Source organism: Streptomyces sp. NPDC001348, from assembly GCF_053597535.1.
Genome location: NZ_JBSFIK010000015.1, coordinates 145,828 through 171,426, shown reverse-complemented (window position 1 = coordinate 171,426; position 25,599 = coordinate 145,828). Strand labels below are relative to the sequence as shown.

General features: G+C 70.9%; 22 protein-coding genes and 1 pseudogene. 16 read left to right on the top strand and 7 right to left on the bottom strand.

Translation table 11 applies throughout. The features are described 5' to 3' along the window. From ACWC21_RS18405 to nudC, 4 genes are all read left to right on the top strand, one after another. Positions 1 to 2,081 (top strand): PD-(D/E)XK nuclease family protein (locus ACWC21_RS18405; protein ID WP_450882959.1); only part of this gene is annotated, 2,081 nt, incomplete at its 5' end. Positions 2,082 to 2,182: 101 nt separating this feature from the next. After that, a complete protein-coding gene (locus tag ACWC21_RS18400) occupies positions 2,183 to 5,668 on the top strand; it encodes an ATP-dependent DNA helicase (protein WP_450882957.1) in 3,486 nt (1,161 codons plus the stop codon). A gap of 10 nt (positions 5,669 to 5,678) precedes the next feature. Continuing rightward, a complete protein-coding gene (locus ACWC21_RS18395; RefSeq protein WP_450882955.1) occupies positions 5,679 to 7,082 on the top strand; it encodes a dipeptidase in 1,404 nt (467 codons plus the stop codon). A gap of 75 nt (positions 7,083 to 7,157) precedes the next feature. Then, entirely contained in the window at positions 7,158 to 8,102 is a 945-nt protein-coding gene (nudC, locus tag ACWC21_RS18390) for an NAD(+) diphosphatase (protein ID WP_450882953.1), read from the top strand. A gap of 64 nt (positions 8,103 to 8,166) precedes the next feature. Here nudC and ACWC21_RS18385 read toward each other — a convergent pair. Beyond that, positions 8,167 to 8,262 (bottom strand): annotated as a pseudogene (locus ACWC21_RS18385) (NrdH-redoxin); the annotation flags it as partial. A gap of 54 nt (positions 8,263 to 8,316) precedes the next feature. On the opposite strand from ACWC21_RS18385, the gene ACWC21_RS18380 reads away from it, so the two are divergent. The 4 genes from ACWC21_RS18380 (at position 8,317) to ACWC21_RS18365 (ending at position 13,051) form a co-directional block, all read left to right on the top strand. After that, a complete protein-coding gene (locus ACWC21_RS18380; protein ID WP_450882951.1) occupies positions 8,317 to 10,020 on the top strand; it encodes a recombinase family protein in 1,704 nt (567 codons plus the stop codon). A 258-nt stretch (positions 10,021 to 10,278) separates the two neighbouring features. Then, complete coding sequence (locus ACWC21_RS18375; protein WP_450882949.1) at positions 10,279 to 10,629, top strand: hypothetical protein; 351 nt, start codon at positions 10,279 to 10,281, stop codon at positions 10,627 to 10,629. An 879-nt stretch (positions 10,630 to 11,508) separates the two neighbouring features. Continuing rightward, positions 11,509 to 12,093 carry a recombinase family protein gene (locus ACWC21_RS18370; RefSeq protein ID WP_450882947.1) on the top strand — a complete coding sequence of 195 codons (585 nt, stop codon included), beginning with the start codon at positions 11,509 to 11,511 and terminating at the stop codon, positions 12,091 to 12,093. A 160-nt stretch (positions 12,094 to 12,253) separates the two neighbouring features. After that, complete coding sequence (locus ACWC21_RS18365; protein WP_450882945.1) at positions 12,254 to 13,051, top strand: hypothetical protein; 798 nt, start codon at positions 12,254 to 12,256, stop codon at positions 13,049 to 13,051. A gap of 220 nt (positions 13,052 to 13,271) precedes the next feature. Here ACWC21_RS18365 and ACWC21_RS18360 read toward each other — a convergent pair whose 3' ends face one another. Continuing rightward, positions 13,272 to 13,529 carry a mycoredoxin gene (locus tag ACWC21_RS18360; RefSeq protein ID WP_128127492.1) on the bottom strand — a complete coding sequence of 86 codons (258 nt, stop codon included), beginning with the start codon at positions 13,527 to 13,529 and terminating at the stop codon, positions 13,272 to 13,274. Positions 13,530 to 13,709: 180 nt separating this feature from the next. On the opposite strand from ACWC21_RS18360, the gene ACWC21_RS18355 reads away from it, so the two are divergent. The 4 genes from ACWC21_RS18355 (at position 13,710) to ACWC21_RS18340 (ending at position 17,248) form a co-directional block, all read left to right on the top strand. Further along, the gene (locus tag ACWC21_RS18355) at positions 13,710 to 15,908 is read left to right on the top strand and encodes an ATP-dependent DNA helicase UvrD2 (protein WP_450882943.1); all 2,199 of its coding nucleotides are present in this window, start codon (positions 13,710 to 13,712) and stop codon (positions 15,906 to 15,908) included. 164 nt (positions 15,909 to 16,072) lie between these two features. Continuing rightward, positions 16,073 to 16,387: a hypothetical protein gene (locus tag ACWC21_RS18350; RefSeq protein WP_450882941.1), complete on the top strand. Its 315-nt coding sequence runs from the start codon at positions 16,073 to 16,075 to the stop codon at positions 16,385 to 16,387. A 172-nt stretch (positions 16,388 to 16,559) separates the two neighbouring features. Then, the gene (locus ACWC21_RS18345; protein WP_115906056.1) at positions 16,560 to 16,928 is read left to right on the top strand and encodes a WhiB family transcriptional regulator; all 369 of its coding nucleotides are present in this window, start codon (positions 16,560 to 16,562) and stop codon (positions 16,926 to 16,928) included. Further along, positions 16,925 to 17,248, top strand: coding sequence for a hypothetical protein (locus ACWC21_RS18340; RefSeq protein ID WP_450882939.1), 324 nt, complete (start codon positions 16,925 to 16,927; stop codon positions 17,246 to 17,248). Before ACWC21_RS18345 ends, ACWC21_RS18340 begins: the two co-directional genes overlap by 4 nt. Before the next feature lie 129 nt (positions 17,249 to 17,377). On the opposite strand, the gene ACWC21_RS18335 is transcribed toward ACWC21_RS18340, so the two are convergent. From ACWC21_RS18335 to ACWC21_RS18325, 3 genes are all read right to left on the bottom strand, one after another. Beyond that, a complete protein-coding gene (locus ACWC21_RS18335; RefSeq protein WP_450882937.1) occupies positions 17,378 to 17,722 on the bottom strand; it encodes an ArsR/SmtB family transcription factor in 345 nt (114 codons plus the stop codon). 115 nt (positions 17,723 to 17,837) lie between these two features. Further along, positions 17,838 to 19,193 carry an ABC1 kinase family protein gene (locus ACWC21_RS18330; protein WP_450882935.1) on the bottom strand — a complete coding sequence of 452 codons (1,356 nt, stop codon included), beginning with the start codon at positions 19,191 to 19,193 and terminating at the stop codon, positions 17,838 to 17,840. Further along, positions 19,186 to 20,400, bottom strand: coding sequence for a TOMM precursor leader peptide-binding protein (locus ACWC21_RS18325; RefSeq protein WP_450882933.1), 1,215 nt, complete (start codon positions 20,398 to 20,400; stop codon positions 19,186 to 19,188). The genes ACWC21_RS18330 and ACWC21_RS18325 overlap by 8 nt, the downstream gene beginning before the upstream one ends. Positions 20,401 to 20,649: 249 nt before the next feature. On the opposite strand from ACWC21_RS18325, the gene ACWC21_RS18320 reads away from it, so the two are divergent. From ACWC21_RS18320 to ACWC21_RS18305, 4 genes are all read left to right on the top strand, one after another. Beyond that, on the top strand, positions 20,650 to 21,243 hold the full coding sequence (locus tag ACWC21_RS18320; RefSeq protein ID WP_450882931.1) for a M48 metallopeptidase family protein: 594 nt from the start codon (positions 20,650 to 20,652) through the stop codon (positions 21,241 to 21,243). Positions 21,244 to 21,379: 136 nt separating this feature from the next. Beyond that, complete coding sequence (locus tag ACWC21_RS18315) at positions 21,380 to 22,999, top strand: TerD family protein (RefSeq protein ID WP_450882929.1); 1,620 nt, start codon at positions 21,380 to 21,382, stop codon at positions 22,997 to 22,999. 11 nt (positions 23,000 to 23,010) lie between these two features. Further along, entirely contained in the window at positions 23,011 to 23,691 is a 681-nt protein-coding gene (locus ACWC21_RS18310; RefSeq protein WP_450882927.1) for an AIM24 family protein, read from the top strand. A 17-nt stretch (positions 23,692 to 23,708) separates the two neighbouring features. After that, positions 23,709 to 24,464, top strand: a complete 756-nt coding sequence (locus ACWC21_RS18305) for an AIM24 family protein (RefSeq protein ID WP_450882925.1) — start codon at positions 23,709 to 23,711, stop codon at positions 24,462 to 24,464. A 55-nt stretch (positions 24,465 to 24,519) separates the two neighbouring features. Here the strand turns inward: ACWC21_RS18305 and ACWC21_RS18300 are convergent, their stop codons facing one another. Together ACWC21_RS18300 and ACWC21_RS18295 are read right to left on the bottom strand one after the other, a co-directional pair. Next, positions 24,520 to 25,047: an NUDIX hydrolase gene (locus tag ACWC21_RS18300; RefSeq protein WP_450882923.1), complete on the bottom strand. Its 528-nt coding sequence runs from the start codon at positions 25,045 to 25,047 to the stop codon at positions 24,520 to 24,522. Beyond that, on the bottom strand, positions 25,044 to 25,599 hold a 556-nt coding region (locus tag ACWC21_RS18295; protein WP_450882921.1), incomplete at its 5' end, for a zinc-dependent metalloprotease. The genes ACWC21_RS18295 and ACWC21_RS18300, both read right to left, overlap by 4 nt.

The following is a 25,599-nucleotide window of genomic DNA, read 5'->3' as shown; positions in this document are numbered from 1 at the left end:
GGACCGGTCAGGACAGCGAGCGGACCGGTCAAGTCACCGAGCCGTCCGGTCAGGACAGCGAGCGGACCGGTCAAGTCACCGAGCCGTCCGGTCAGGACAGCGAGCGGACCGGTCAAGTCACCGAGCCGTCCGGTCAGGACACCGAGTGGACCGGTCAAGGCACCGAGCCGTCCGGCCAGGACACCGAGCCGTCCGACCAGGACTCCTGCTGGCTGGACACCGAGACCGCCCTCACCCTGCTGGCCTCGCCTCTCGCCGGCATGGACGCCGCTGACCTGCGCCGGCTGGGCCGCGCCCTGCGTGAGGAGGAGCGGGCGTCAGGCAACCCGTTGCCGCCCCCCTCGGACGCACTGCTCACCCGGGCGCTCGCCGAACCGGAGCGCCTCGTCACGCACGACCCCGCGTACGCGCGTGGGGCCCAGCGCCTGGGAGCGCTGCTCAGAAAGGCCCGGGAGCGCCTGGCGGGCGGCGGTACGGCCGAGGAGGCGCTGTGGGACCTGTGGGAGGGCACCCCGTGGCCCGCCCGCCTGGAGCGGGCCGCCCGGCGCGGTGGCGCGGCCGGCCGCAACGCCGACCGTGACCTGGACGCCGTGTGCGCCCTGTTCGCGACCGCCGCGCGCGCGGAGGAACGCACCGGCGGCCGGGGCGCCCTGAACTTCCTCGAGGAGATCGAGGCCGAGGACATCGCCGCCGACACCCTCACCCGGCGGGCGCTACGACCCGACGCCGTGCGCCTGATGACCGCGCACCGCTCCAAGGGTCTCCAGTGGCGCCTGGTCGTGATCGCCGGCGTCCAGGAAGGGCTGTGGCCCGACCTGCGCCGCCGCGGCTCCCTGCTGGAGGCCGACCGCATCGGCCGTGACGGACTCGCCGAACCGCTCACCCCGGGGGCGCTCCTCGCCGAGGAACGCCGCCTGTTCTACGTGGCCGCCACACGCGCGCGTGAACGCCTCGTCGTCACCGCTGTGAAGGCGCCCGCGGACGACGGCGACCAGCCTTCCCGGTTCCTCGACGAACTCGGCGTCGAACCGCAGGACGTCACCGGCCGCCCGCGCCGCCCGCTCTCCGTGGCCGCGCTGGTCTCCGAACTGCGCGCCACGACGGTCGACCCGCGTGTCTCCGCGGCCCTGCGGGAGGCCGCCGCCCGACGCCTGGCCCGGCTCGCCGCACTCGCCGACGAGGACGGCCGTCCACTGGTCCCCGCCGCGCACCCCTACCGCTGGTGGGGCATGTTCGAGCCGACCGAGAGCAAGGTGCCGCTGCGCGACCGCGACCAGCCGGTCGTGCTGTCCGGCAGCGCCCTGGACCAGCTCGCCAACACCTGCGCCCTCCAGTGGTTCCTGGGCCGCGAGGTGAAGGCCGACGCGCCCGCCACCGCCGCGCAGGGCTTCGGGAACGTCGTCCACGTCCTGGCAGACGAGGTCGCCTCCGGGCGGACCCCCGCCGACCTCGACGTCCTCATGGAACGCCTGGACTCCGTGTGGAACGCGCTCGCGTTCGACGCCCCCTGGAAGTCGGAGCAGGAGAAGGGGCACGCGCGCGCGGCCCTCGAACGCTTCCTCGAATGGCATGTCCTGGACCGGACCGTGCGGACACCGGTGGCGAGCGAGCACGACTTCGACGTCACCATCGGAGCCGGCGACTACCAGGTGCGCATCCGCGGCCAGATGGACCGGGTCGAGGCGGACGGCGAGGGCCGGGCGTACGTCGTCGACTTCAAGACCGGCAAGCAGACGCCGACCGCGCGCGAGGTGGAGCGGCACCCGCAGCTGGCCGTCTACCAGCTCGCCGTCCGCGAGGGCGCCGTGGACGACGCCTTCGACGGCGTCCGCCCCGAGTCCGGCGGCGCCGAACTCGTCCACCTCAGGCAGGGCGCCGCCCGGCGGGACGGCGGCGAGACCCTGCCCAAGGTGCAGGCCCAGGAACCGCTGGAGGGCGAGTGGGTCGGCGAACTGCTGGCCAACGCCGCCGGGAAGGTCCTGGACGAGCGGTTCACACCGAGCACCGGCCAGCACTGCACCCACTGCGCCTTCCGGGCGTCGTGCAGCGCGCGGCCCGAAGGCCGCCACGTCGTCGAGTGACCAGGGTGACACAGCGCACCACCCGTGCTGACCTGGGCTTCCACCGACGCGAGGGGACGGTCCGGCATCGGCTGTCAGTGGCCGCCACTAGCCTCTGAGGAATGCCCGCACGCATCACCGACCCCGAGCAGCTCAAGGAGCTCCTCGGCATCCCCTTCACCCCGGAGCAGACGGCCTGCGTCACCGCACCGCCCGCTCCGCAGGTGATCGTGGCCGGAGCCGGGTCGGGCAAGACCACGGTCATGGCCGCACGCGTGGTGTGGCTGGTCGGCACCGGGCAGGTCGCGCCCGAACAGGTCCTCGGCCTCACCTTCACCAACAAGGCCGCGGGCGAACTCGCCGAACGCGTCCGCAAGGCCCTGATCCGGGCCGGCGTCACCGACCCCGACCTCGTCGACCCCGACAACCCGCCCGGCGAACCGGTGATCTCCACCTACCACGCCTTCGCGGGACGTCTGCTGACCGACCACGGACTGCGCATCGGCCTCGAACCGACGTCCCGGCTGCTCGCCGACGCCACCCGCTACCAGCTCGCCGCGCGCGTGCTGCGCGAGGCACCCGGTCCCTATCCGGCGCTGACCCGCTCCTTCGCCGACCTCGTCAGCGACCTCCTCACCCTCGACGCCGAGCTCGCCGAACACCTCGTACGCCCAGAGGACCTGCGTGCCTGGGACGCCGAACTGCTGCGCACCCTGCAAGGCGCCAAGCTCACCAACGCCGACCTGCGCAAGGTCCCCGAGACGGCCGCCGCCCGGCGCGAACTCGCCGAGCTGGTGCTGCGCTACCGGACCGCCAAACGCGAGCGCGACCTGCTCGACTTCGGCGACCAGATCGCCCTGTCCGCGGCCCTGGCCCGGATCCCCGACGTCGGCCGGGCCCTGCGCGAGGAGTTCCGCGTGGTGCTCCTCGACGAGTACCAGGACACCTCGGTGGCCCAGCGCGTCCTCCTGGCAGGCCTGTTCGGCGGCGGCACCGGACACCCGGTGACCGCCGTCGGCGACCCCTGCCAGGCCATCTACGGCTGGCGCGGCGCGTCCGTCGCCAACCTCGACGACTTCCCCGAGCACTTCGCGCACGCCGACGGCCGCCCCGCCACCCGCCGGGCACTGAGCGAGAACCGCCGAAGCGGCGGCCGCCTCCTCGACCTCGCCAACGGCCTCGCCGAGCCCCTGCGCGCCATGCACGCGGGCGTGGAGGCCCTCCGCCCGGCCCCCGGCGCCGAGCGGGACGGCACCGTCCGCTGCGCCCTGCTGCGCACCCACGCCGAGGAGATCGACTGGATCGCCGACTCCATCGCCCACCTCGTCGGCACCGGGAAGGCTCCCGGCGAGATCGCCGTGCTGTGCCGGGCGGCGACCGACTTCGCCCAGATCCAGGGCGCCCTCGTCGCCCGGGACATCCCGGTCGAGGTGGTCGGCCTCTCCGGGCTGCTGCACCTGCCCGAGGTCGCCGACCTCGTCGCCGTCTGCGAGGTGCTCCAGGATCCCGGTGCCAACGCCTCCCTGGTCCGGCTGCTGACCGGCCCGCGCTGGCGCATCGGCCCCCGCGACCTCGCCCTGCTGGGGCGGCGCGCGCGCCTGCTCGTGTCCCACGCGCGCGCGGGCGCCGAGGACGACCCGGACCGCCGGCTCGCCGAGGCCGTCGAAGGGGTCGACCCGTCCGAGGTGACCTCCCTCGCGGACGCACTCGACACGTTCCTCGAATCGTCCGCCGAGGACAGCGCGGACCGCGACGGGCTGCCCTTCTCCGCGGAGGCGCGCGTACGGTTCGCGCGCCTGGCGGCCGAGTTGCGCGAGCTGCGCCGCTCACTGGCCGACCCCCTCATGGACGTCCTGTACCGGGTCCTCGCCGTCACCGGCCTGGAGGTCGAACTGTCGGCGTCGCCGCACGCCCTCGCCGCACGCCGCCGCGAGACCCTGTCGAACTTCCTGGACATCGCCGCGTCGTTCGCGGCGAACGAGAGCGAGGCCTCCCTGCTGGCCTTCCTCGGCTTCCTGCGCACCGCCGCCCAGTACGAGAAGGGCCTCGACAACGCCCTGCCCGGCGGCGAGAACACCGTCAAGGTGCTCACCGCGCACAGGTCGAAGGGCTTGGAGTGGGACGTCGTCGCCGTACCCGGCCTGGTCAAAGGCGCCTTCCCCAGCAGCCAGGGCCGCGAGAAGTGGACCGCCCAGGCCAAGGTGCTGCCGCACCGGCTGCGGGGCGACGCGGACACCCTGCCCGACGTCGAGAACTGGGATTCCCGGGGAATGAAGGCCTTCCACGAGGCCATGAATGACCACCAGCACACCGAGGAACTCCGCCTCGGCTACGTCACCTTCACCCGCCCCCGCTCCCTGCTCCTCGGCTCCGGCCACTGGTGGGGCCCCAGCCAGAAGAAGCCCCGCGGCCCGTCCGACTTCCTCCAGGCCCTCCACGACCACTGCGCCGCAGGCCACGGCGAGATCGAGGCGTGGGCCGACGAACCGGAGGAGGACGAGGAGAACCCCGCGCTGCACGGGGCGACCGCCGAGCAGGCCTGGCCGCTGCCGCTGGACGGCGCCGCACTGGCCCGCCGCCGTGCCGCCGCCGAGACCGTCCTGGCCCACCTGGAAGCCCTCGCCACCGGCGACACCGGCCTGCCGGCGGCCGCCCATGACCCCGGCGCCCATGACGACCCGGACTGGCCGGCCCCGCCGGACGAGGAAGGGTTCCCGTACGGCGAAGAGCCCCCGCAGGACGAACCCGACCCCTTCGCGGACCCCGCCGACTGGGACACCTGGGCCACCGACCGGCCAACGGTCCCGCACCAGGCGACGGCTCCCGAGCCGCCCGTCGCCCGGCCCCGTCCCCCCGAGCCGGAGGCCCCGGCGTCCCTCACCCCCGAGGATGCCCGCACCATCGCCTCCTGGGACCGCGACCTCGACGCCCTCACCGGGGAGCTCCAGCGCGCCCGGCAGAGCGTCACGGAGGTCCCGCTGCCGACCACGCTCACCGCGTCCCAACTGCTGCGCCTGGCCGCCGACCCCGACGGTTTCGCGCAGGAACTCGCGCGCCCCATGCCGCGCCCCCCGCAACCGGCCGCGCGCCGGGGAACCCGGTTCCACGCCTGGGTGGAGGCCCGCTTCGAAGAACTGACGCTGCCCATGCTGGAGCCGGAGGAACTGCCCGGCGGCGACGCCGAGATCGCCGACGAACACGACCTCGAGGCACTCAAGGACGCCTTCGAACGCACCGAGTACGCACACCGCACCCCCTACCGTGTCGAGGCACCCTTCCAGCTCGCCCTCGCCGGCCGCGTCGTACGGGGGCGCATCGACGCCGTCTACCGGTACGACGGCGACACGGGGACGACGTACGAGATCGTCGACTGGAAGACCGGCCGCAACCGCACCGCGGACCCACTGCAGCTCGCCGTCTACCGGCTCGCCTGGGCCGAGCAGCAGGGGGTGCCGCCGGAGTCCGTCACCGCCGTGTTCCTGTACGTGCGCACCGGCGAGGTCGTACGGCCCGGGCATCTGCCCGGCCGGGAGGAGCTGGAGAGGCTGCTCCTGGGGGAGGCAGAGTGTGACGAACCGCCCGCCGAGGATGCCCGGGCGGGCCGATAGGCTCGTGTGCATGAGCCAGACCCCGGACAGCGCCGTCCGCGCGTACATCGAGCAGCACCGTGCCGCTTTCCTCGGCGACCTCGCCGAGTGGCTGCGCATCCCTTCCGTGTCGGCCCAGCCCGACCACGCGCACGATGTGCGGCGCAGCGCCGACTGGCTGGCCGCCAAGCTGAAGGACACCGGCTTTCCGACCGCCGAGGTCTGGGAGACCCCGGGGGCCCCGGCCGTCTTCGCCGAGTGGCCGGCCGACGACCCGAAGGCGCCGACCGTCCTGGTCTACGGCCACCACGACGTCCAGCCCGCCGCCCGCGACGACGGTTGGGACAGCGAGCCCTTCGAGCCCGTCGTCCGGGACAACCGCCTCTACGCGCGCGGTGCGGCCGACGACAAGGGCCAGGTGTTCTTCCACACACTGGGAGTCCGCGCCCACCTCGCCACCACCGGCCGCACCGTCCCCGCCGTCCATCTGAAGCTCCTGGTCGAGGGCGAGGAGGAGTCCGGCTCCCCGCACTTCCGCGCCCTTGTCGAGCAGCAGGCGGACCGCCTGGCGGCCGACGCCGTGATCGTCTCCGACACCGGCATGTGGGCCGAGGACACCCCGACCGTGTGCACCGGCATGCGCGGTCTCGCCGAGTGCGAGATCCACCTGTCCGGCCCCGACCAGGACATCCACTCCGGCTCCTTCGGCGGAGCCGTGCCCAACCCGGCGACCGCCGTCGCCCGCCTGGTCGCCGCCCTGCACGACGAGCACGCGCGCGTGACGATTCCAGGCTTCTACGACGGCATCGTCGAACTCACCGACCGCGAGCGCGCCCTCTTCGCCGAGCTTCCCTTCGACGAACAGCGGTGGTTGCGCACCGCCAAGTCGTACGCCGCCCACGGCGAGGCCGGACACACCACCCTGGAACGCATCTGGGCCCGCCCCACCGCCGAGGTCAACGGCATCGCCGGCGGCTACCAGGGCTCCGGCAGCAAGACGATCATTCCGTCCTCCGCCATGGTGAAGCTCTCCTTCCGGCTGGTCGCCGGACAGGACCCCGCCCACATCGAGAAGGCCGTCCGCGCCTGGACCGCGGACCAGGTGCCCGCAGGGATCCGGTACGAGATCACCTTCGCCTCGGCCACCCGCCCGTGTCTGACCCCGCTCGACCATCCCGCCCTGCAGTCCGTGGTCCGCTCCATGGGCCGCGCCTTCCAGCAGCCGGTCCGCTTCACCCGCGAGGGCGGCTCCGGGCCCGCCGCCGATCTCCAGGAGGTCCTCGGCGCGCCGGTGCTCTTCCTGGGCATCTCCGTCCCCTCCGACGGCTGGCACGCCCCGAACGAGAAGGTCGAGCTCGACCTCCTGCTCAAGGGCGTCGAGACCAGCGCCTACCTGTGGGGCGACCTCGCCGAGCACTGGCGCCATGCGTCCTGACCGCCCCACCGCCCTACGTCCCGCTGAACCGCCCGCCGAAACACATCCGTTCCACCGGGGGAGTTGGAAGCACCCGTGACCACCTGGACCGACCACACCGCCGACCGCCCCATCTCGCTCACCGCCCCGAGCGGCATCGACCGGGCCGCACACCACCGGCTCGACGAGGCCTGGCTCGCGGCGGCGTGGAGCCACCCCACGACCCGCTGCTTCGTGGTCTCCGGCGGCCAGGTCCTCATCGACGAGACGCCGGACGGCCGGACCGAACTCGTGATGACCCCCTCCTTCGAGGCGCCGCTGACCGAGGCCCATCGCTACTTCCTGGGCATCGACGAGGAGGGCGTCAGCTACTTCGCGCTCCAGAAGGACTCCTTGCCCGGCCGCATCGACCAGTCCGCGCGCCCGGCGGGCCTGCGTGAGGCGGGCCTGCTGCTCTCGCCCCGCGACATCGGCCTCATGGTGCACGCGGTCGGCCTGGAGAACTGGCAGCGCACCCACCGGTTCTGCTCACGCTGCGGCGAACGCACGGTCATCGCGGCCGCCGGCCACATCCGCCGCTGCCCCGCCTGCGGCGCCGAGCACTATCCGCGCACCGACCCCGCCGTGATCATGGCCGTCACCGACCAGGAGGACCGCATCCTGCTCGGCCGCCAGGTCCACTGGCCCGAGGGCCGCTTCTCCACGCTCGCCGGTTTCGTCGAACCCGGCGAGTCCATCGAGCAGTCGGTGCGCCGCGAGGTCCAGGAAGAGGTCGGCATCAGCATCGGCCAGGTCGAGTACGTCGCCAGCCAGCCCTGGCCCTTCCCGTCCAGCCTGATGCTGGGCTTCATGGCCCACGCCACCTCGACCGAGATCGACGTGGACGGCGACGAGATCCACGAGGCCCGCTGGTTCTCGCGGGAGGAGTTGCGCGCCGCCTTCGAGTCCGGCGAGGTGCTTCCCCCGTACGGCATCTCCATCGCCGCCCGGTTGATCGAGCTCTGGTACGGCAAGCCGTTGCCGACCCGCAGCTTCGTCTGAGCCGCGGCATGGCGGAGGGCGGCACCCCGGCTCGGGTGCCGCCCTCCGCCGCCGCGCGCGGTACTCAGCCGCCGATCTTCTGCTTCACCTGGGCCAGCGACGGGTTCGTCAGCGTCGAGCCGTCGGCGAAGAGCACCGTCGGCACGGTCTGTAGACTTCCCTCTTACCTTGTGGCGGCCGGGGAGGGCTGCCCATGTCTTGGGGAGGGGCAAGGGTGAACGACAAGCCCAGGGCGCTTGGTGTGGTCCGTCTGTCCGTAGGTAACGAGAACCAGACCGGTGAGGAAACGCAGCGGACCCGCATCAGCAAGCGGGCGGACGCGGAGGAAATGGAGCTGGTCGACTTCGCCGTCGACATCGATGTATCGGCGTCCATCTCGCCATGGGTGCGCCCGTCGCTGGGGGACTGGCTCAACAACAAGAAGGACCAGTTCGACCACATCATCATCCTGAAGATCGACCGCATCGCGCGGTCGGTCCGCCACCTCTCGGACATCATCGAGTGGTGCGAGGCGAACGGTAAGGGCCTCATCTCCTGCGAGGAGGGATTCGACCTCTCGAAGCCGTGGGGCAAGACCATCGCCAAGATCCTGGCCGTGGTCGCAGAGGCCGAGCTGGACGCCATCAAGGCCCGCAACAAGGCTTCCCGGGAGACCATGCGGAAGACCGGCCGTTGGCCGGGTGGCCTTGTCCCGTTCGGACGCAGAGCGGTGAAGGGCGATGCAGGCTTCACCCTCGAACTCGACCCCGAGTACGGCCCGACGCTGATCGAGATGATCCGGCGCTTCATCGAGAAGCCGAGCTTCTCGGCCGTCGCCGACTGGCTGAACGAGCAAGGCGTGCCCACGGCTCAGGACATCGCTCGTATCCGCGCGGCGGCAGGCGAGAGCACGACTCGACTGGCGGACCCGAAGCCTCGGGGAGCCAGGTGGACGCCGACCACAGTGCAAGCCGTACTGGTCAGCCGCTCTCTGCTCGGGGAGTACGTACGCGCCAATGGTGCCGTTGCCCGCAACGACGACGGCACCCCCGTCATGCGGTCTGAGCCGGTGCTGAACGAGGAGGAGTGGGCAAAGCTGTCGGACGCCGTCGCCTCGGTCAAGTACAAGAAGCAGAAGGGCTCCACGTCGCCGACGGTGGGCGTGACGTTCTGCATGCTGTGCGGCAGCTCCCTGTACTTCGTGAAGGGCGACCCGGCCAAGGGCAAGCGGGAGCGGTATCGGTGTCACGGCAACAAGAGCAAGGGCATCCAGGCATGCCCGAAGCAGAGGTTCTGGGCAGAGGACTTGTATCCCTGGCTGGAGTCGGCCCTGTTGGGCGAGATCGGCCACCTGGAACGGATGGAGTCGAAGACGACCATCGACGACAGTCGTGCGGCGAAGCTCGCCGTGATCGACGGCAAGATGAACCAGCTCCTGAAGGAACTCCAGCAGGACGAGATCAGCGCCGTCGCGTACGCCTCACAAGTCGCCAGCCTTGCCCAGGACCGAGAGAAAGTCACCAGCCAGGAGGGACCGAAGCCGGTGACCGTGTGGACCGGTACGGGCGAGGGCTACGCGGAGTGGTGGGTGCGGTCGAGCGTCGACGAGCGGCGGGAGTTCCTGAAGAAGCACAAGGTGAAGGCGCACTTCCGGCCCGATGTCCTTGCCATCGATCCAGGCGACCTCATCGAGAACATCCGGCAGCAGGGTGTCTCGTGGTGGGACACACCCGTCAAGGCTTCTCAAGTGCTCGCACCGATCACACCGGTGTCGCTGGCCGGAAAGCCGTACGAGAAGCCCACGACGCTTACGGGTGCCGAGTGGGAGATCGTCAGCCGCTGGGAGGACTTCGAGGCTGAACGCGCGGCGCAGCAAGCGAAGGACGAAGAGGAAGCCAAGGGAGCAGGCGAGGTCGAGAAGGTTACGGCTCCCATGTGATGCTGCCGAGCGAGCAAGGAAGGCCCCCAACCATGGGGGCCTTCCCCGTTTCAGCATGTTGTACGATGCCGGGCCAGGTCGCCGCCGTCGCTCCCGACTGCACGAGACCGAGTCCAGGCCCGAAGCCTTGGGCGCCCACCTGTGAAGCGCTGTGCCTTTCGCACGGCCACCCCCGCAAAGAAGGGAGACACATGTCCCGCCGTCCGGCGGGGGTCGCTGGCGCACCCGTGTGCGCCTCACAGGAAGGAGCCGCAACCAGTGGCCATCAGCTTCGGTCATGACCGCCCGTGGGGCGGAGTCTCCCAGCGCGAGTACCGGCGCATGGCGCAGGAACCCTGGCACCCGCTCGCCTACCGAGTGCACTTCGCTGCGCTGGGCTGGGCTGACCGCCAGGGTCATGCAGCCTTCGACCCTGGGAAGCTGGCCGCTCTGCTGGGCAAGGAGGGCAAGCCCTTGTCCGACCAGAGCACGACCAACGCGGTCACCCGCGCCAAGAGGTTTGGGCTCGTCTCGCCCCGGTCGGGTGCCGCTTGCCTGGTCCTGCCCTCTCACCTCTTCCAGAAGGGGAAGGGTGCACCGGTACCGTGCCGCGTCCATCAAGACCGGTGACCACACACCGCAGGTGTAGCCAGCACACGCCGTACGTGTAGCGACAGGGGCAGTGACCTGCGGAAAGGTTCGCTCGCTCTCTCTTCTGTTACCCCTCGCAGTTGCGGCCCCGCAGGGACCGACAGAAGGAAGCGGCTTGGCGGCCCACGGCAAGCAGAGAGGGGGCGCGGCAGCGCCCCGAGAGACAGGCATCAGCGAAGTAGTGGGCAGCATGGGCGGCCGGATGGCCGCCACAGCCCGAAGCCTCTACGACAGTGCGGCCCCGCAAGGGCCGACCGGAGCAAGCCCAAGGGGGGCGCTGCCGCGCCCCACAGGCAAGGACGTAAGGCTTCGTTCTGAGCACTCCACCGCCGTCGCCAAGGAGGCAGCACAGGCCTTTGACCAGGCGTTACGCCTCAGCCGGCTGGAGTACAGGCCAGCCTGAAAGGCCCTGAAACCGTGGCAGGATTTGAGCCGGTAAGACACGGCGGTCGGGCAAGACCCCTTCAGGGGGTCATACCCCACCCCTTCGCCGTTGCCTCTCCTCCGCCGTCGAGAGGCTGGCCAGCGGCCCGTGTCCCGTGGCAATCGAACGGCCGTGCGAGAGCGTGGGCGGCTGACAGGCTGTGCCCCTGGCAGACAGGCGAGAGCACAGCGACAGGCAGGCAGACAGGCTCACAGCCTCTTGCCTTTGCGGACACGCGCGGCGCTGGCCAACACACGGCAGAGAGCACAGCCCGACCGTGGCGCAGCGTGACAAGTAACGGGCGTCTCGAAAACCAAGGTTTGTGAGACGAGGCGGCAGGCGCCCGGAAGGGGGCGCAGCACTGTTCAAAACCCGTCTCGAAACTTGCGTCGCAGGCTTGACGTATTGAGACGGGTTCTGAGACAGTCCCGGCCGTGACGACGAACACGATCACCGGTCAGCTTATCGGATACGCCCGCGTCTCGACCGATGACCAGGAAGCGCAGTTGCAGCGCGACGCACTGACGGCCGCAGGGTGCGCCCGCATCTTCGAGGACAAGGCCAGCGGAAAGAACACCAACCGGCCAGAGCTCACGGCCGCACTGGACTACGCCAGACCCGGCGACACCCTGTGCGTGTGGAAGCTCGACCGGTTCGCCCGGTCCCTCATCGACCTTGTGACCATGGTCGACACCCTTCGAGAGCGGGGCATCGGGTTCAAGGTGCTCACAGGTGCGCTGGCCAACATCGACCCCGGTACAGCTGACGGCCGTCTCATGCTTCAGGTGGTCGGAGCCATGGCGGAGTTTGAGCGCAGCCTCATCAAGGAGCGCACCCGCGCAGGACTCGACGCAGCCAAGGCGCAGGGGCGTACAGGTGGACGGCCGTCCGTCGTCGATGAGGACGTGCTCACCGTGGCCCGTGCCAGGAAGGCGAAGGGCGAGAGCGTGAGCGCCATCGCCAAGGCCCTCGGGATCTCCCGTGCCACTCTTTACCGCCACCTCGGCGAGGGCGCCTGAGACAGGCGTACACGGGTGCGTCCCGAACCAGGAAAGGCGGCCACGGTCCGCCGCCAGTGTCCGCTTGGACTTCCTTGGAGGCTTTCGCGACCGCAGCTCAGCTCTGGAGTGCGGTGGTCGCGAGCCGTGTCAGACCTGCGTGCGTGCAACACTGCGGTCCATGTCTCTCTCTGATCTCACTTTCGACCAGTGGCGATCCTTCGAATTGCCTACCGCACGCCGCGTCGCCGAGGAGGCCGCTGGGCTGGTTGACGGTCGGGTGACACTCGTTGAGACCACGGAGCACCTCGGTGCTCCGCTTCATCGCATCCGGATCGAGCGGAACGGACAGGAATTCGCTCTGATACCCGGAGGGCCGGTGTCCCTCGGCTTCGACCTGAACAGTTGGCAACCGACCCCGAAGCAGACTGCCGACTACGCCGAGAGCCTGGAGCAGGGCTTCGGCTACGGATCCGACCTGCGGGCCCACCTCGCGCAGGTGCTCAGCCCCCGCCGGAGCGTCGTCTTGGCCACTGTGCTCATGGCTGTGGAGGACGAGAACCTGACCGAGTTGCCTGCTGACATGCCGGCTGTTCTCGCGGCTCGTGGCCTGCGGATGCCGAGCCCCGACGAGTGGGAGCACGCTTGTGGAGCTGGGGCAGAAACCCTGTTTCGGTGGGGGAACGACTGCCCCCTCGACCGCATCCCCTACGGGGACCGCACGGGCCCGCAGAACCAGCTGAACGCCTTCGGCCTGCGCATCGCCTACGACACCTACCGTACGGAGTTGACGAGCGACGTTACAGCGGTCCACGGCGGAGACGGTGGCGAGTCGGTGTGCGGCGGCTACGGCCACATGCTGGCATGGCTGCCCCTGGCCACCGCCAATCGCAACCCATCCATGGTCGAGTTCGTGTATGGCCCGGATGGTGAGGACCTTTGCGAGGACTTCTCTACTCGGCCTGTGCTCGCGCTCTGAACCTGCGACTTTGCTACCGCGCGCTCAGAGGTTCTGTCGGTGACGGCCACCAGGTGGAACGCTCAGTCTCTCTGCGTCCTGTGCAGGGCGCGTTCAGGAGACGGCCTCGCATCTACAGCGGTGGTTGCCGGGGGTGGGCCTTGGTCCTGCCGCTGCGGTCTCCCCGGGGCACACAAAACCCCCGATCGTCAGGCCGGTCGGGGGCTGCGTCTCGCAAGGGTCAGACGCCGAGCGCCTGCTTCACCTGGGCAAGGCTCGGGTTCGTCATCACGACCTCAGTGCCACCACTGGAGGGAACTACCTGAACGGTTGGGACCGTCTGGTTTCCGCCATTCGCCTTCTCCACGAACGCGGCGGACTCCGGGTCCTGCTCGATGTTGATCTCGGTGTACGCGATGCCCTCGCGGTCCATCTGGCTCTTCAGCCGGCGGCAGTAGCCGCACCACGTGGTGCTGTACATCGTCACGGTGCCCTGCATCTGGCTCGCGCTCCTCTGGCACTCGGGGAAGGTGGTCCAGGTGGGGAACGTACGCGACCGGGCCGCCATTCCCGCCGGGGGTATGCGGCCGGCGTGACGCCTGCCGCATTAGTACGACCGCGAGACCCTGCCTGTGGACAACCGTCACGGCCGTCTCCGGCGACCTGGCAGCATGGCTGTGTGACAGCAGCAACGCACTCCACCCTCTTCCCGCAGGTACCGGACTCTGCCGACGCGGTGCTCGAAGGGCTCGACCCCGAGCAGCGCGAGGTGGCCACCGCCCTGCACGGTCCGGTGTGCGTCCTGGCGGGCGCCGGCACGGGCAAGACCCGGGCGATCACCCACCGCATCGCCTACGGAGTGCGCGCCGGGATCCTCCAGCCCTCGAGCGTGCTCGCCGTCACCTTCACCAACCGTGCCGCGGGCGAGATGCGCGGCCGGCTCCGTCAGCTGGGCGCACACGGCGTCCAGGCCCGCACCTTCCACTCCGCCGCACTGCGCCAGCTCCAGTACTTCTGGCCGAAAGCGATCGGTGGCTCCATGCCCCGGCTCGTCGACCGCAAGATCCAGCTCGTCGCGGACGCGGCCGCCGCCTGCCGCCTCCGCCTCGACCGGGGCGAGCTGCGGGACGTCACCGCCGAGATCGAGTGGTCCAAGGTCACCCAGACCGTGCCGGCCGACTATCCGCTCGCCGCCGCCAAGGCGGGCCGCGAGGTTCCCCGGAACCCGGCCGAGATCGCCCAGCTCTACTCGGTCTACGAAGACCTCAAGCGCGACCGGGCGGTCATCGACTTCGAGGACGTCCTGCTGCTGACCGTCGCAGTCCTCCAGGACCGGCACGACATCGCCGATCAGGTCCGCTCGCAGTACCAGCACTTCGTGGTCGACGAGTACCAGGACGTCAGCCCCCTGCAGCAGCGCCTCCTGGAACTGTGGCTCGGCGACCGGGACAGCCTGTGCGTCGTCGGTGACGCCAGCCAGACGATCTACTCCTTCACCGGTGCCACCCCGGACCACCTCCTCGACTTCCGCACCCGGCACCCGGGCGCCACGGTCGTCAAACTGGTCCGCGACTACCGCTCTACCCCGCAGATCGTCCACCTCGCCAACGGTCTGCTCGCCCAGGCGCACGGCCGCGCCGCCGACCACCGGCTGGAACTGGTCTCCCAACGCGCCCCCGGTCCCGAGCCCGTCTACGCCGAGTACACCGACGAACCAGCCGAGGCGGAGGGCGCCGCCCGCCGCATCCGGGAACTCATCGACGCAGGTGTCCCGGCCGCCGAGATCGCCGTCCTGTTCCGCACGAACTCCCAGTCCGAGACCTACGAACAGGCCCTCGCCGACGTCGGCGTCGCGTACCAGCTGCGCGGTGCCGAGCGCTTCTTCGACCGCCCCGAGGTCCGCAAGGCGGGCGTCGCGCTGCGCGGTGCGGCCCGCTTCGGCGGCAACGACTCCCTGCTGGACGACGCCGTGACCCTGCCGTCCCAGGTGCGCGCGGTGCTGTCCGGCGAGGGCTGGACCAGTGAGCCCCCGGCCGGCTCCGGCGCGGTCAGGGAGCGCTGGGAGTCACTGGCCGCGCTGGTCAACCTCGCCCATGACTTCGCGGCCGCCAGACCCGACGCCACGCTCGGCGACTTCGTCGCCGAACTCGACGAGCGGGCGAACGCCCAGCACGCCCCGACCGTCCAGGGCGTCACGCTCGCCTCGCTGCACTCCGCCAAGGGCCTGGAGTGGGACGTGGTCTTCCTGGTCGGCATCGCCGAGGGCATGATGCCGATCACCTACGCGAAGACCGAGGAGCAGGTCGAGGAGGAGCGCCGCCTGCTCTACGTCGGCGTGACCCGCGCCAGAGAACGGCTCCACGTCTCCTGGGCGCTGGCCCGATCGCCCGGCGGCCGCGCCGTCCGGCGGCCCAGCCGTTTCCTCGACGGCCTGCGTCCCGGCACGGCCGCCACCGTCGGCCGCCCGGCCGCCGGTGCCTCGGGCGGCGTCGAGCGCGGTCCGGTGAACGGCACCGCGGCCCTCGCCCCACGGCGGGCCCGGCGCACCCCGGCCCGCTGCCGAGTCTGCGGCCGTACGCTCACCGACGCGGGCGAGATGAAGCTGATGCGCTGCGAGGACTGCCCCTCGGACATGGACGAGGGGCTGTACGAGCGGCTGCGCGAATGGCGGGCGGAGCAGGCTCGGCGCAGCGGACAGCCGGCGTTCTGCGTGTTCACCGACAAGACCCTGATGGCCATCGCCGAGGCAGTCCCCGAGGACGACGGGGAGCTGGCCCGCATCCCGGGTGTCGGCGTGCGCAAGCTCAACCGCTACGGGGCCGATGTTCTGGCCATCTGCGCAGGCCAGGAAGGTGTGACAGGGGCCGGTGAAGACTGACGCGAACTCGTCGAAAAAATAGTTTGCGCATGCCGTGGGAATCCCCATAGGTTCTAGGCACGGAAGCGGCGGCCTTCTCCAAGGCCCCGATCCCGTGATGTACTTGCATATCCGAACGGGCTGGTTCACCCCAGCCCCATAGACGCCGAGAGGAGGCGAGTCCAGTGATCAGCATCAACACCATCAGCACGGCCAAACTGACCGATCGCTCGACCGTCTCCCTGTGCATTCTCGGCGCCTCGGACATGGGCACCGGTCTGTCCGGCAGCTCTGCCGTGCGTCCGGCGTCCTCCGTTGTCCTCGCGGGCCTCCCCGTCCGTGAGCGCAATGAGCGACCGACCAAGGCACTGGAAGCAGTAGCGGCACAGGCGCGGGCCTATGCCTTTACGGCGGCTGGTGCCGGATACCGGAAGCAGACGACGCAGCACCACCTGATGTGGGCCTTCCGTGGGCCAGAACCCTGGAGTGATCCAGCCTGATCGACGATCAGGTCGGCGCCTTCAGGGCCGCGGAACCCCATCCGGGATCCGCGGCCCTTCTGTTTTTCCCGAACGGGAATGGCGGAGAAGGGGCCTCGGGACAAGAAAAGAACCCGGTACCAAGCCGACACCCGGTCAACCGGCCGGACCGACCAGACGAGGAAGACGAATCGTGCAACTCGAAGCGCACGCCCCGTCCGTACCGCCTTCCGAAACGATCCCCCCGCCCGGCCTCACGGAGGACCCCACCTTGATCCCGCTCACTGCGCTCACCGCGCTCGACGACGCCATCGAGAACCTCGGCGTACCCGTCCCCTGCCGTTCCTACGACCCGGAGGTCTTCTTCGCCGAGTCGCCGGCGGACGTCGAGTACGCCAAGTCCCTCTGCCGCACCTGCCCGCTGATCGAGGCCTGCCTCGCCGGGGCCAAGGAGCGGCGTGAGCCCTGGGGTGTCTGGGGTGGCGAGCTGTTCGTCCAGGGTGTCGTCGTCGCCCGGAAGCGGCCGCGTGGCCGCCCGCGCAAGAACCCGGTCACAGCATGAACATCACAGGAACAATCGACCGCCCTCTCACGCACGATCCCCAGAAGCAGGCCCCGATGAAGCCGTCCACCAGCGAGCCCACAGGCTCCGCGACTCCAGACTTCACCACCACCGGCGCGACCGACTCGCGTCAGAACAGGACCCGAGAGATGCAACTCATCCCAGAAGCCCTGGCTCGTGCCCATATGCACGAGCGCTTGCACGAGGCCGAGCGGGAACGCCGGGCCGTGCGCCTGGCGACCGCCCGCCGGATGCAGCGCCGGGCCGAGCGTGCCTCACTGCGCGCCCGCCGTGCGCTCGCCATGGCGGTCATGCAGTAACCGGCCACACCTGAGCGGCGGCTCCCCGATCACGGGAGACGGTGGCTTCCCGCTGGGGCCGGTCCGTCCGTACGGACCGGCCCCAGCGGTGCGTCCTGCCGGCCGAGGATGCCTGACGGAACGCCCTGTTCAGCTACCGGGGGGTTCCTCCTCCGGGTCCTTGACAGCCCGCAGTCGGTGTTCCCACTGGGCGGCCAGTGCGTCCATCCAGCGCGTCGCTCGTCTCAGCGGGTGCAGTTCGGCTTCGTAGCGCACCTCGCGTCCGGTGCGGTGAGCGCGGACGAGCCCGGCACGGTCCAGGACGGCCAGGTGTTTGGCCACCGCCTGCCGAGTGACGGGCAGTCCGGCCGCCAGCGATGTCGATGTGGCAGCGCCCTGCCCGGTGAGGGTGGCGAGGATCTGACGGCGGATCGGATCGGCCAGGGCCACCAGGACGTCTTCCGGGGCCGGTTCGGTGTCGGTGCTGGGGGTCATGGAGCGGGGCGTTCACAGTCCGTGCGCAGGTGATCGACTTTCTCGGGCCGGTTCCGGCTGTGGGCACGGGGGCGGACGGCGGCCTCGTCGCCCGGCACCCCGAGTCGCTGGGTGTTCATGCTTCTGCCGCCGGCTCCTCCGTCGTCTCCCCGGGCGTGAACCCCGGCAGCCACTCCTGCAGTTCCTCGCGCAGCCGCACCGTCGCCCCGAGCTGGCACAGGACCCCGATGGTGCTCAGGGTAACCCGGTGTATGAGGAGGTACGCCGGGGGGAGGTTGAGCTGTTTGCCCAGCTGGTGGGCGGGGGAGCGCGGGTCGGCGATGCGGGCCGCCTGGCTGCGCATCCAGGAGCGGGTGAAGGTGAACTCCTCGACCTGGGCCGGCTCGATGATCGGCAGGAAGTAGTCCAGGACCGCGTCCGGATCCAGCTCTATCGACTCCTTGACGAAGCCCTCCGTGCACAGCAGCTCATAGACCTCGTCGGCCCTGTCCTCGAGGGTCATCCGCAGGGAGTCGCCGATCGGCGTCGGCAGGCCCCCCGGGAGGCGGTCGACGGTACCGAAGTCCAGGACGCCCAGACGCCAGCCGCCCTCGTCGTCGGGCAGCAGCCGGAAGTTGCCCGGATGCGGGTCGGCGTGCAGCAGGCCGGTGCGGGCCGGGCCGGAGAACAGGAAGCGGGCCAGGAGCTGACCGGCGCGGTCGCGCTGCTCCGTGCTGCCGTTCGCGATCACCTCGGAGAGCGGGATGCCGTCGATCCACTCCGTGACCAGTACCTGATCGCACTGGTGCACCACCGCCGGGACGACCACGTCGGGGTCGTCCGCGAACTCCTCGGCATGCGCCTGCTGCGCCTGGGCCTCGAGCCCGTAGTCCAGTTCCTCGGAGACACGGTCCCGCAGTTCCGTGATCAGCGGCTTGATGTCCATGCCCGGGATGAGCGGACCCAGCAGCCGGGCGAAGCGGCTCAACTGGTTCAGGTCGGACAGGAGGGCTTCACCCGCCCCCGGGTACTGCACCTTGACCGCGACCTCGCGGCCGTCGTGCCACAGCCCGCGGTGCACCTGCCCGATGGAGGCCGCCGCCGCGGGCTTGTCCTCGAACTCCAGGAACAGCTCACGCCACCGTTGCCCCAGCCGCTCCTCCAGCACGGCATGCACCGTCCGGGTCGGCATCGGGGGAGCCGCGTCCTGCAGCTTCGTCAGTGCCGCGCGGTAGGGGCCGGCGACCTCCTCGGGCAGCGCCGATTCGAAGACGGACAGCGCCTGCCCGAACTTCATGGCCCCGCCCTTCAGCTCGCCGAGCACCTTGAACAACTGCTCGGCCGTCCGCTGTTGGAGCTCCCGCCCGACGATCTCCGCGGATTCGCCCACGATCCGCTTGCCCAGGCCCCAGGTCGCCCGCCCGGCGAAGCCGAGCGGGAGCGCGGCGAGCTTGGCGGTCCGGGTGACCGCCTTCCGCGGAAGATCAGACATGAGCCCTCCAAGTCCCAGTCGGCCGCGCCGCGTCTTGCGTGCTTCGTCGACCCGTCGACGGCCGTTGCACCGCCATTGTCTCGTGCGGCTCCCCGTTCGTGGAGGAGTGTGCCCCCTTAGCTCTGTCCGCGGCCCCGCACGGGCATGCGGGATGCGGCCAGATCGGCCGGGCGTGCCAGTTCAGGCCGGGCACGGAGACCTCCCAGCGCGCCCCCGCGCTCGACGGCGCCCCGCCGTCGAGGAAGGCCAGGGCGTGCACGGCCGCCAGCCCGGCGACCGTCGTCGCCAGCGCCAGATCGCACGGCCGTGCCGGGTGGGCCTTTCCGGAGCGCCACTGGGCGACCAGACGGGGCCAGGCCGGGTCCCGGTCCGTACGGTCCTCGTGCAGGCAGCCGGCGCAGCCGGTCTCGCCGGGCAGTACCAGAGGGCCCACGATGCCGGTTCCCTCCACCACCCCGGCATGGAGATGAGGCGTTCCGGAGGCCATCAGCGGCTCGGTCGCGGCCGGATCGGGGGCGTGCACGGCCACGTCGTCGCGAGGGCTGAGGATCACCAGCGAGAAGCCGGGTTCGCCGCTGTCGGGCGACCGCCGCCGACCGCGGCGCGACGGCCGTCCCGGGGCCGCTGCGCGCACCGCCTGCCGCGCGGCCTCCGCCCGGCGCTCGCCGACGGACTCGAACGGCAGCCCGCCCGGCCCGACGTCCCATGGCTCGACGCACCCGACGTCGCGCACGTCCACCTCGCCGACCCCCGCGCCCGACAGCAGCGAGGCCAGCAGGGCGCCGACGCGGCCGGTACCCCTGATCTGCACGCGCTGCGAGCGGCGGGCCGCCAGCCGGGCCATCGCCTCGCCCGGCTCGGAAGCGGTCAGTGACAGGGACGCCAGATCCGGCCGCAGCCGGTCGAGGACATCCGGCTCGGCGCGCAGGGCCTCGGCGCCCGGGCCACCGCCCTGCGCGTCGTCGACGAGTCCCGCCCGTGTCAGCTGTCGTACGAGCCCGTCGACATGGCCGTCGGGCAGGTCCATGCGGCGCCCCTCCTCCCGCAGGAGTGGAAGCCCGCGGGTTCCGTTCAGCAGATCCAGGAAACTGCCCGTCGCCGTGTCCATCGGACCGAGCGTCATCGCATGCGCCGGAGTCATCCCGAACTGCACTGTATTGAGGTCACGCCAGCCGCGCCGAAGCGCGGGTTTCACCATCGGATGCATCGCAGGCCCCCGTAACCCTGGAAAGGTCCCCGAACGTCTTCTGTGCGGTGGAGCCGGTCACGCTCCGCCGACGACTGACAGCATGCCCGGTCCGGCGGTCCGGTGTCCGGAGTTGTCCACAGGCGGCAGGGTTCGTCATATAAATGAGGTCCACGTATCAGTGCTACGAATCAAACGCATGGCGGGGGATCCGCAGCGAACCGTTCCGGACCCGGGACTTCCCGCATGCGCAGCGGGTAACGTCGGGGCGTGCCCGCCGATCCACTGCACCGCGCCGGAAAGCCACAGCGCAGCACGACGAGCCAGCCGCCGAGCGGCTCGGGGGCGAGCGCGATCGAGGTCCGCAGGAGCACCCGGCGCCGCCGGACGGTGTCCGCGTACCGCGAGGGCGATCGCACCGTCGTGCTGATCCCTGCCCGGATGTCGGAGGCGGAGGAGCAGCGCTGGGTGAGCGTCATGCTCGACAAGCTGGCCGCCCAGGAGAGCAAGCGGGTGCCGCACGACACCGAACTGGCCGAGCGGGCCGAGCGGCTGTCGGCCCAGTACTTCGGCGGCCGGGCCCGGCCCACCACCGTGCGCTGGGTCACCAACCAGAACACACGCTGGGGTTCCTGCACCCCGGCCGAGGGCAGCATCCGGCTCTCGCACCGGCTGCAGGGCATGCCCGAGTACGTCGTCGACTATGTCCTCCTCCACGAGCTCGCGCACCTGCTCGTTCCCGGCCACGGCCCGCGTTTCTGGCAGCTGCTGGAGGCCTATCCGCGCACCGAACGGGCCCGCGGCTACCTCGAAGGAGTGGTCGCCGCCGACCGGTTGCCCCATGCGCCGGGCGCGGTGGAGTGACGGCGGCGCGACGTGTCCCCCGACGGCCGCGGACCACGGTTGTGTACCGGCTCTGTACCGGCTTCGTCCGGTGTCAGGGTTTGCCGTTAGCCTGGCGCGACGCACTCGCATTCGGGATGGGGGACGGTCGTAACGCATGGCCAGGGAATTCCAACGCGGCCACAAGGCCAGGATCAGTGACCTCACGGCGGGCACCGATCTGTACGTAGGCGTGCAGATCACCGCCCCCGGACTGACCTTCGACATCAGCTGCTTCGGCCTCGACGCCGACGAGCGCCTCTCCGACGACAGGTACTTCGTCTTCTTCAACCAACCGAAGTCCCCCGAGGAGTCCATCCAGCTGCTGGGTGCGCAGGCGGGCGACACCGAGTCCTTCCGGGTCACTCTGGACCGGATCCCGCCGCAGATCCAGAAGCTGTCGTTCACGGCGACCGTCGACGGCGCCGGGCAGATGTCGCAGATCAATCCCGGATACCTGCGCATCGTGGCCGGCGGCGAGGAGGTGGCCCGGTACTCGTTCGACGGCTCGGAGTTCTCCACCGAACGGGCAGTGATGCTGGGCGACTTCTATCTGAAGGACGTGTGGCGGTTCGCGGCCGTCGGGCAGGGCTTCGACGGCGGTCTGGAGGCGCTGCTGAAGAACTTCGGCGGCGAAGTGGTCGAGGAGGAGGCGCCCGCCGCCCCCCAGCAGCCGCAGACCGGGGCAGCGCCCGGCTTCGCCCCGCCCGCCCAGGCCGGCCCGCCCCCCGCTTTCGGTGTCCCGGCCGCCCCGGCGCCCGCACCCACGCCGCCCCAGGCCCCGGCCGCCCCTGCTCCGGCGCCCGACGTGCACGGCGCGCCGACCGTCATCGCCCCCCTGACCCCGCCCGGCACGGTCCCGCCACCGGCCCCCGCACCCCAGTACGGCGGGCCGGCCACCCCGAGCGCGCCCATGCCGCCGGGTTACGGCCAGCCGCAGGCGCCGCAGGCCCCGCCCCCGCCTCCCGGCTACGGGCAGCCGACCCCGCCCCCCGGCTACGGGCAGCAGCCGCCGTTGGGGCAGGTCCCGGGCCAGCCGACCGCGCCGTACGGCGTGCCCCAGGGTGCCCCGCAGGGAGCCGGTGTCGGCGCCGCGCTCCAGAAGTTCAAGGAGACGCCCACCGGGCAGCGCTGGACGCAGCAGAACAAAAAGCTCATGCGCGTGGACCTCGGCATCGGCGGCCAGCCCGTGCTAGCCCGCCAGGGCAGCATGGTGCTCTACCAGGGCAAGGTCGACTTCAGCTACAAGGGAGCGGGCTTCGCCGGCCGGATCGTGGGCAACGCCACCGGCCAGGAGATGCAGCTGATGCGCTGCACCGGGCAGGGGCAGGTGTTCCTCGCCGAGAACTCCACCCACCTGCACCCGGTGGAGCTCCAGGGCGACGCGATCTGTGTCTCCGCCGACAACGTCCTCGCCTTCGACGAGAGCCTGCAGTACGAGGTCCGCCGTATCGAGGGACACGGCATCCCCGGCGGCGCACTGTTCACCATGCAGTTCCAGGGCACCGGCACGATCGTCGTCAAGACGCACGGCACCCCCGTCGTGCTGCCGGTCACGCCCACCACGTTCGCCGACTGCAACGCGGTGGTCGCGTGGTCGGCCGCCTCGCAGGTGATCGTCTCCAGCCAGGTGCGCATGCGGCGCAACGCCTACCCCGGAGACACCGGGGAGAGCGTCAACCTGCAGTTCCGGGGTGCTCCCGGGAACTTCATCGTCGTCCAGCCGTACGAGGTCTGAGGGAGCCCGTCATGAACCAGCCGCTCGCGGGCTACGCCCCCGCACCCGTCACCGCCCGCATGGAGAACCACGGCAACCACATGCTGAAGGTCGCCATGCAGACCGGGAACGACCTCCTCGCGCGCGTGGGCTCGATGGTCGCCTACGAGGGCTTCATCCAGTACGAGCCCAACCCGCCGGCCGTGCGCCAGATCGCCCGGGACTGGATCACCGGCGAGGGCGCCCCGCTGATGAAGTGCACCGGCGACGGCCTGCTCTACCTCGCCGACTACGGCGCCGACGTCGTCGTGATCAACCTGAACGGTGACGGCATCTCGGTCAACGCCACCAATCTGCTCGCCTTCGACGCACACCTCACCTGGGGCGTCGAGCGGGTCAAGGGCCTGGCGAAGTTCGCCGGTCAGGGCCTGTGGAACACCAGGATCTCCGGTCAGGGCTGGGTCGCCCTGACCTCCCGGGGCAAGCCGATCGTCGTCGACTGCGGCGGTGGTGAGAACGAGACGTACGTCGACCCGGACGCGCTCGTCGCCTGGTCCCCGAACCTAAAGGTGAAGGGCAAGCGCAGCTTCAAGGCGCAGTCGCTGATCGGCCGGGGCAGCGGCGAGGCCTACCAGATGGCCTTCTCCGGCGAGGGCATCGTCGTCGTCCAGCCCAGCGAGGACAGCACCGACCGCCTCCGGGTCCGGGGCTGAGGGGGAGCACACACACCATGCAGAGCCCGCTTTTCGCCCACAACGACTCGCAGACGCAGGAGCGCTGGAGCCTGCAGAACAAGCAGATGCTCCGTGTCACCCTCGAGGGCCACGACGACATCCTGGCCCGCAAGGGCACCATGGTCGCCTACCAGGGCCTGGTCGAGTTCGACGCCGAGTACCGCAGCAACAACCAGGCACGCGCGCGTGCCTACACCGGGGAGGGCCTGGACCTGATGCGCTGCCACGGGCAGGGCACCGTCTACCTGGCCAACCTCGCCCAGCACGTCCACGTCATGGAGGTGGAACAGGACGGGCTGACGGTCGACAGCAGCTACGTCCTCGCCATGGACTCCTCGCTGCACCACGAGGTGATCGCCGTCGACAGCCTGTACGGCATCTCCGGCTCGGGGAAGTACCAGCTCAACATCACCGGGCGCGGCAAGGTCGCCCTGATGACCTCGGGCGCCCCGCTGCTGATGCAGGTCACGCCCGACAAGTACGTCAACTGCGACGCCGACGCGATCGTCGCCTGGTCGACCGGGCTGCGGGTGCAGATGCAGGCCCAGACGCACTCCTCGGGGGTGTGGCGGCGCCGGGGCAACACCGGTGAGGGCTGGGAGCTCAGCTTCATGGGCAGCGGCTTCGCGCTGGTCCAGCCGAGTGAACTGCTGCCGCCCCAGAACGCCCAGATCGGTCAGGGCATGGCCGCGCAGTTCGGCATGGGCCAGCACGGGGCGCGTGGACAGAACCAGGGCAACGTCTGGAGCTGAGCATGCGTGAGGGGTGACCGCCCGGGCGGTCACCCCTCACCTCATCCGGCCCCGTTCAAAGCCTCGCCCGTGTGGCCTCGAGCAGTCGTACGACGGATCCGTCCGCCACGTCGGCCACCCGGTCGTAGGGGAACCAGCGCAGGTCGAGGGACTCGTCGCTGATCGCCTCCAGGGCACCGGCCGGAGCGAGCGCCGCGTACTGGACGTCGAGGTGCCAGGCGCACGGCGTGTGATGGCGGTCGAGGCGCACCGGCCCGCCGGGCAGCAGTGCGAGCCCCGCGATGCCCGACTCCTCCGTCGCCTCGCGCAGGGCGGCGTCCGCCAGCGCGGTGTCGTCGGGCTCGCAGTGGCCGCCCATCTGCAGCCACATCCGCAGCTTCCTGTGGAGGGTCAGCAGCACCCGCTCGTGCTCCGGGTCGACCACCAGGGCGCTTGCCGTGATGTGTCCGTCCGCGCAGGCCTTCCACATCCCGTCCGGGTGGGCGTCCAGATGCTCCAGGTAGACCTGGCGCAGTTCCTCCTGGTCCTCGTAGCGGCCCTCGTACCCCTTCAGCACCAGGACCGCGTCGTCGTGGAGGCTCACTCGTCGTCGTCGCCCTTGCCCTCGCCGTCGTCCTTCTTGCGAAGGTCCGGCTTGTCGGCCGCCTCGCCGAGCATCTTGTCCAGCTCGGAGAAGTCCAGCTGCTCCCGGTGGACGAAGCCGTCCGGGTCGTCCAGGTCGGTCGCCGTCGGCAGCATGTCCGGGTGGGCCCACAGGGCGTCCCGGCCGTCCACACCGCGCGCGTCGGTGAGCGAGGCCCACAGGCGCGAGGCGTCGCGCAGGCGGCGCGGGCGCAGCTCCAGCCCGATCAGCGTGGCGAACGTCTGCTCGGCCGGGCCGCCCGTGGCGCGCCGGCGGCGCAGGGTCTCCCGCAGCGCGTCGGCCGACGACAGACGGGGCTTGGCGGCCGCGTGGACCACCGCGTCGACCCAGCCCTCGACGAGCGCCAGAGCCGTCTCCAGACGGGCCAGGGCGGCCTTCTGCTCCGGAGTGTCCTCCGGCTGGAACATTCCCTGCTGCAGGGCGTCCTGCAGCTGCTCGGGATTCTGCGGGTCGAACTGGCCGACCACGTCCTCCAGCTTGGCGGTGTCGACC

Excerpts from the sequence above, each read along its gene's own strand:
- ACWC21_RS18400 (WP_450882957.1), top strand. The coding sequence starts at position 2,183 with ATGCCCGCACGCATCACCGACCCCGAGCAGCTCAAGGAGCTCCTCGGC.
- ACWC21_RS18310 (WP_450882927.1), top strand. The coding sequence starts at position 23,011 with ATGAACCAGCCGCTCGCGGGCTACGCCCCCGCACCCGTCACCGCCCGC.
- ACWC21_RS18395 (WP_450882955.1), top strand. The coding sequence starts at position 5,679 with ATGAGCCAGACCCCGGACAGCGCCGTCCGCGCGTACATCGAGCAGCAC.
- ACWC21_RS18305 (WP_450882925.1), top strand. The coding sequence starts at position 23,709 with ATGCAGAGCCCGCTTTTCGCCCACAACGACTCGCAGACGCAGGAGCGC.
- ACWC21_RS18360 (WP_128127492.1), bottom strand. The coding sequence starts at position 13,529 with ATGCAGGGCACCGTGACGATGTACAGCACCACGTGGTGCGGCTACTGC.
- ACWC21_RS18330 (WP_450882935.1), bottom strand. The coding sequence starts at position 19,193 with ATGTCTGATCTTCCGCGGAAGGCGGTCACCCGGACCGCCAAGCTCGCC.
- ACWC21_RS18315 (WP_450882929.1), top strand. The coding sequence starts at position 21,380 with ATGGCCAGGGAATTCCAACGCGGCCACAAGGCCAGGATCAGTGACCTC.
- ACWC21_RS18365 (WP_450882945.1), top strand. The coding sequence starts at position 12,254 with ATGTCTCTCTCTGATCTCACTTTCGACCAGTGGCGATCCTTCGAATTG.
- ACWC21_RS18335 (WP_450882937.1), bottom strand. The coding sequence starts at position 17,722 with ATGACCCCCAGCACCGACACCGAACCGGCCCCGGAAGACGTCCTGGTG.
- ACWC21_RS18325 (WP_450882933.1), bottom strand. The coding sequence starts at position 20,400 with ATGCATCCGATGGTGAAACCCGCGCTTCGGCGCGGCTGGCGTGACCTC.
- ACWC21_RS18340 (WP_450882939.1), top strand. The coding sequence starts at position 16,925 with ATGAACATCACAGGAACAATCGACCGCCCTCTCACGCACGATCCCCAG.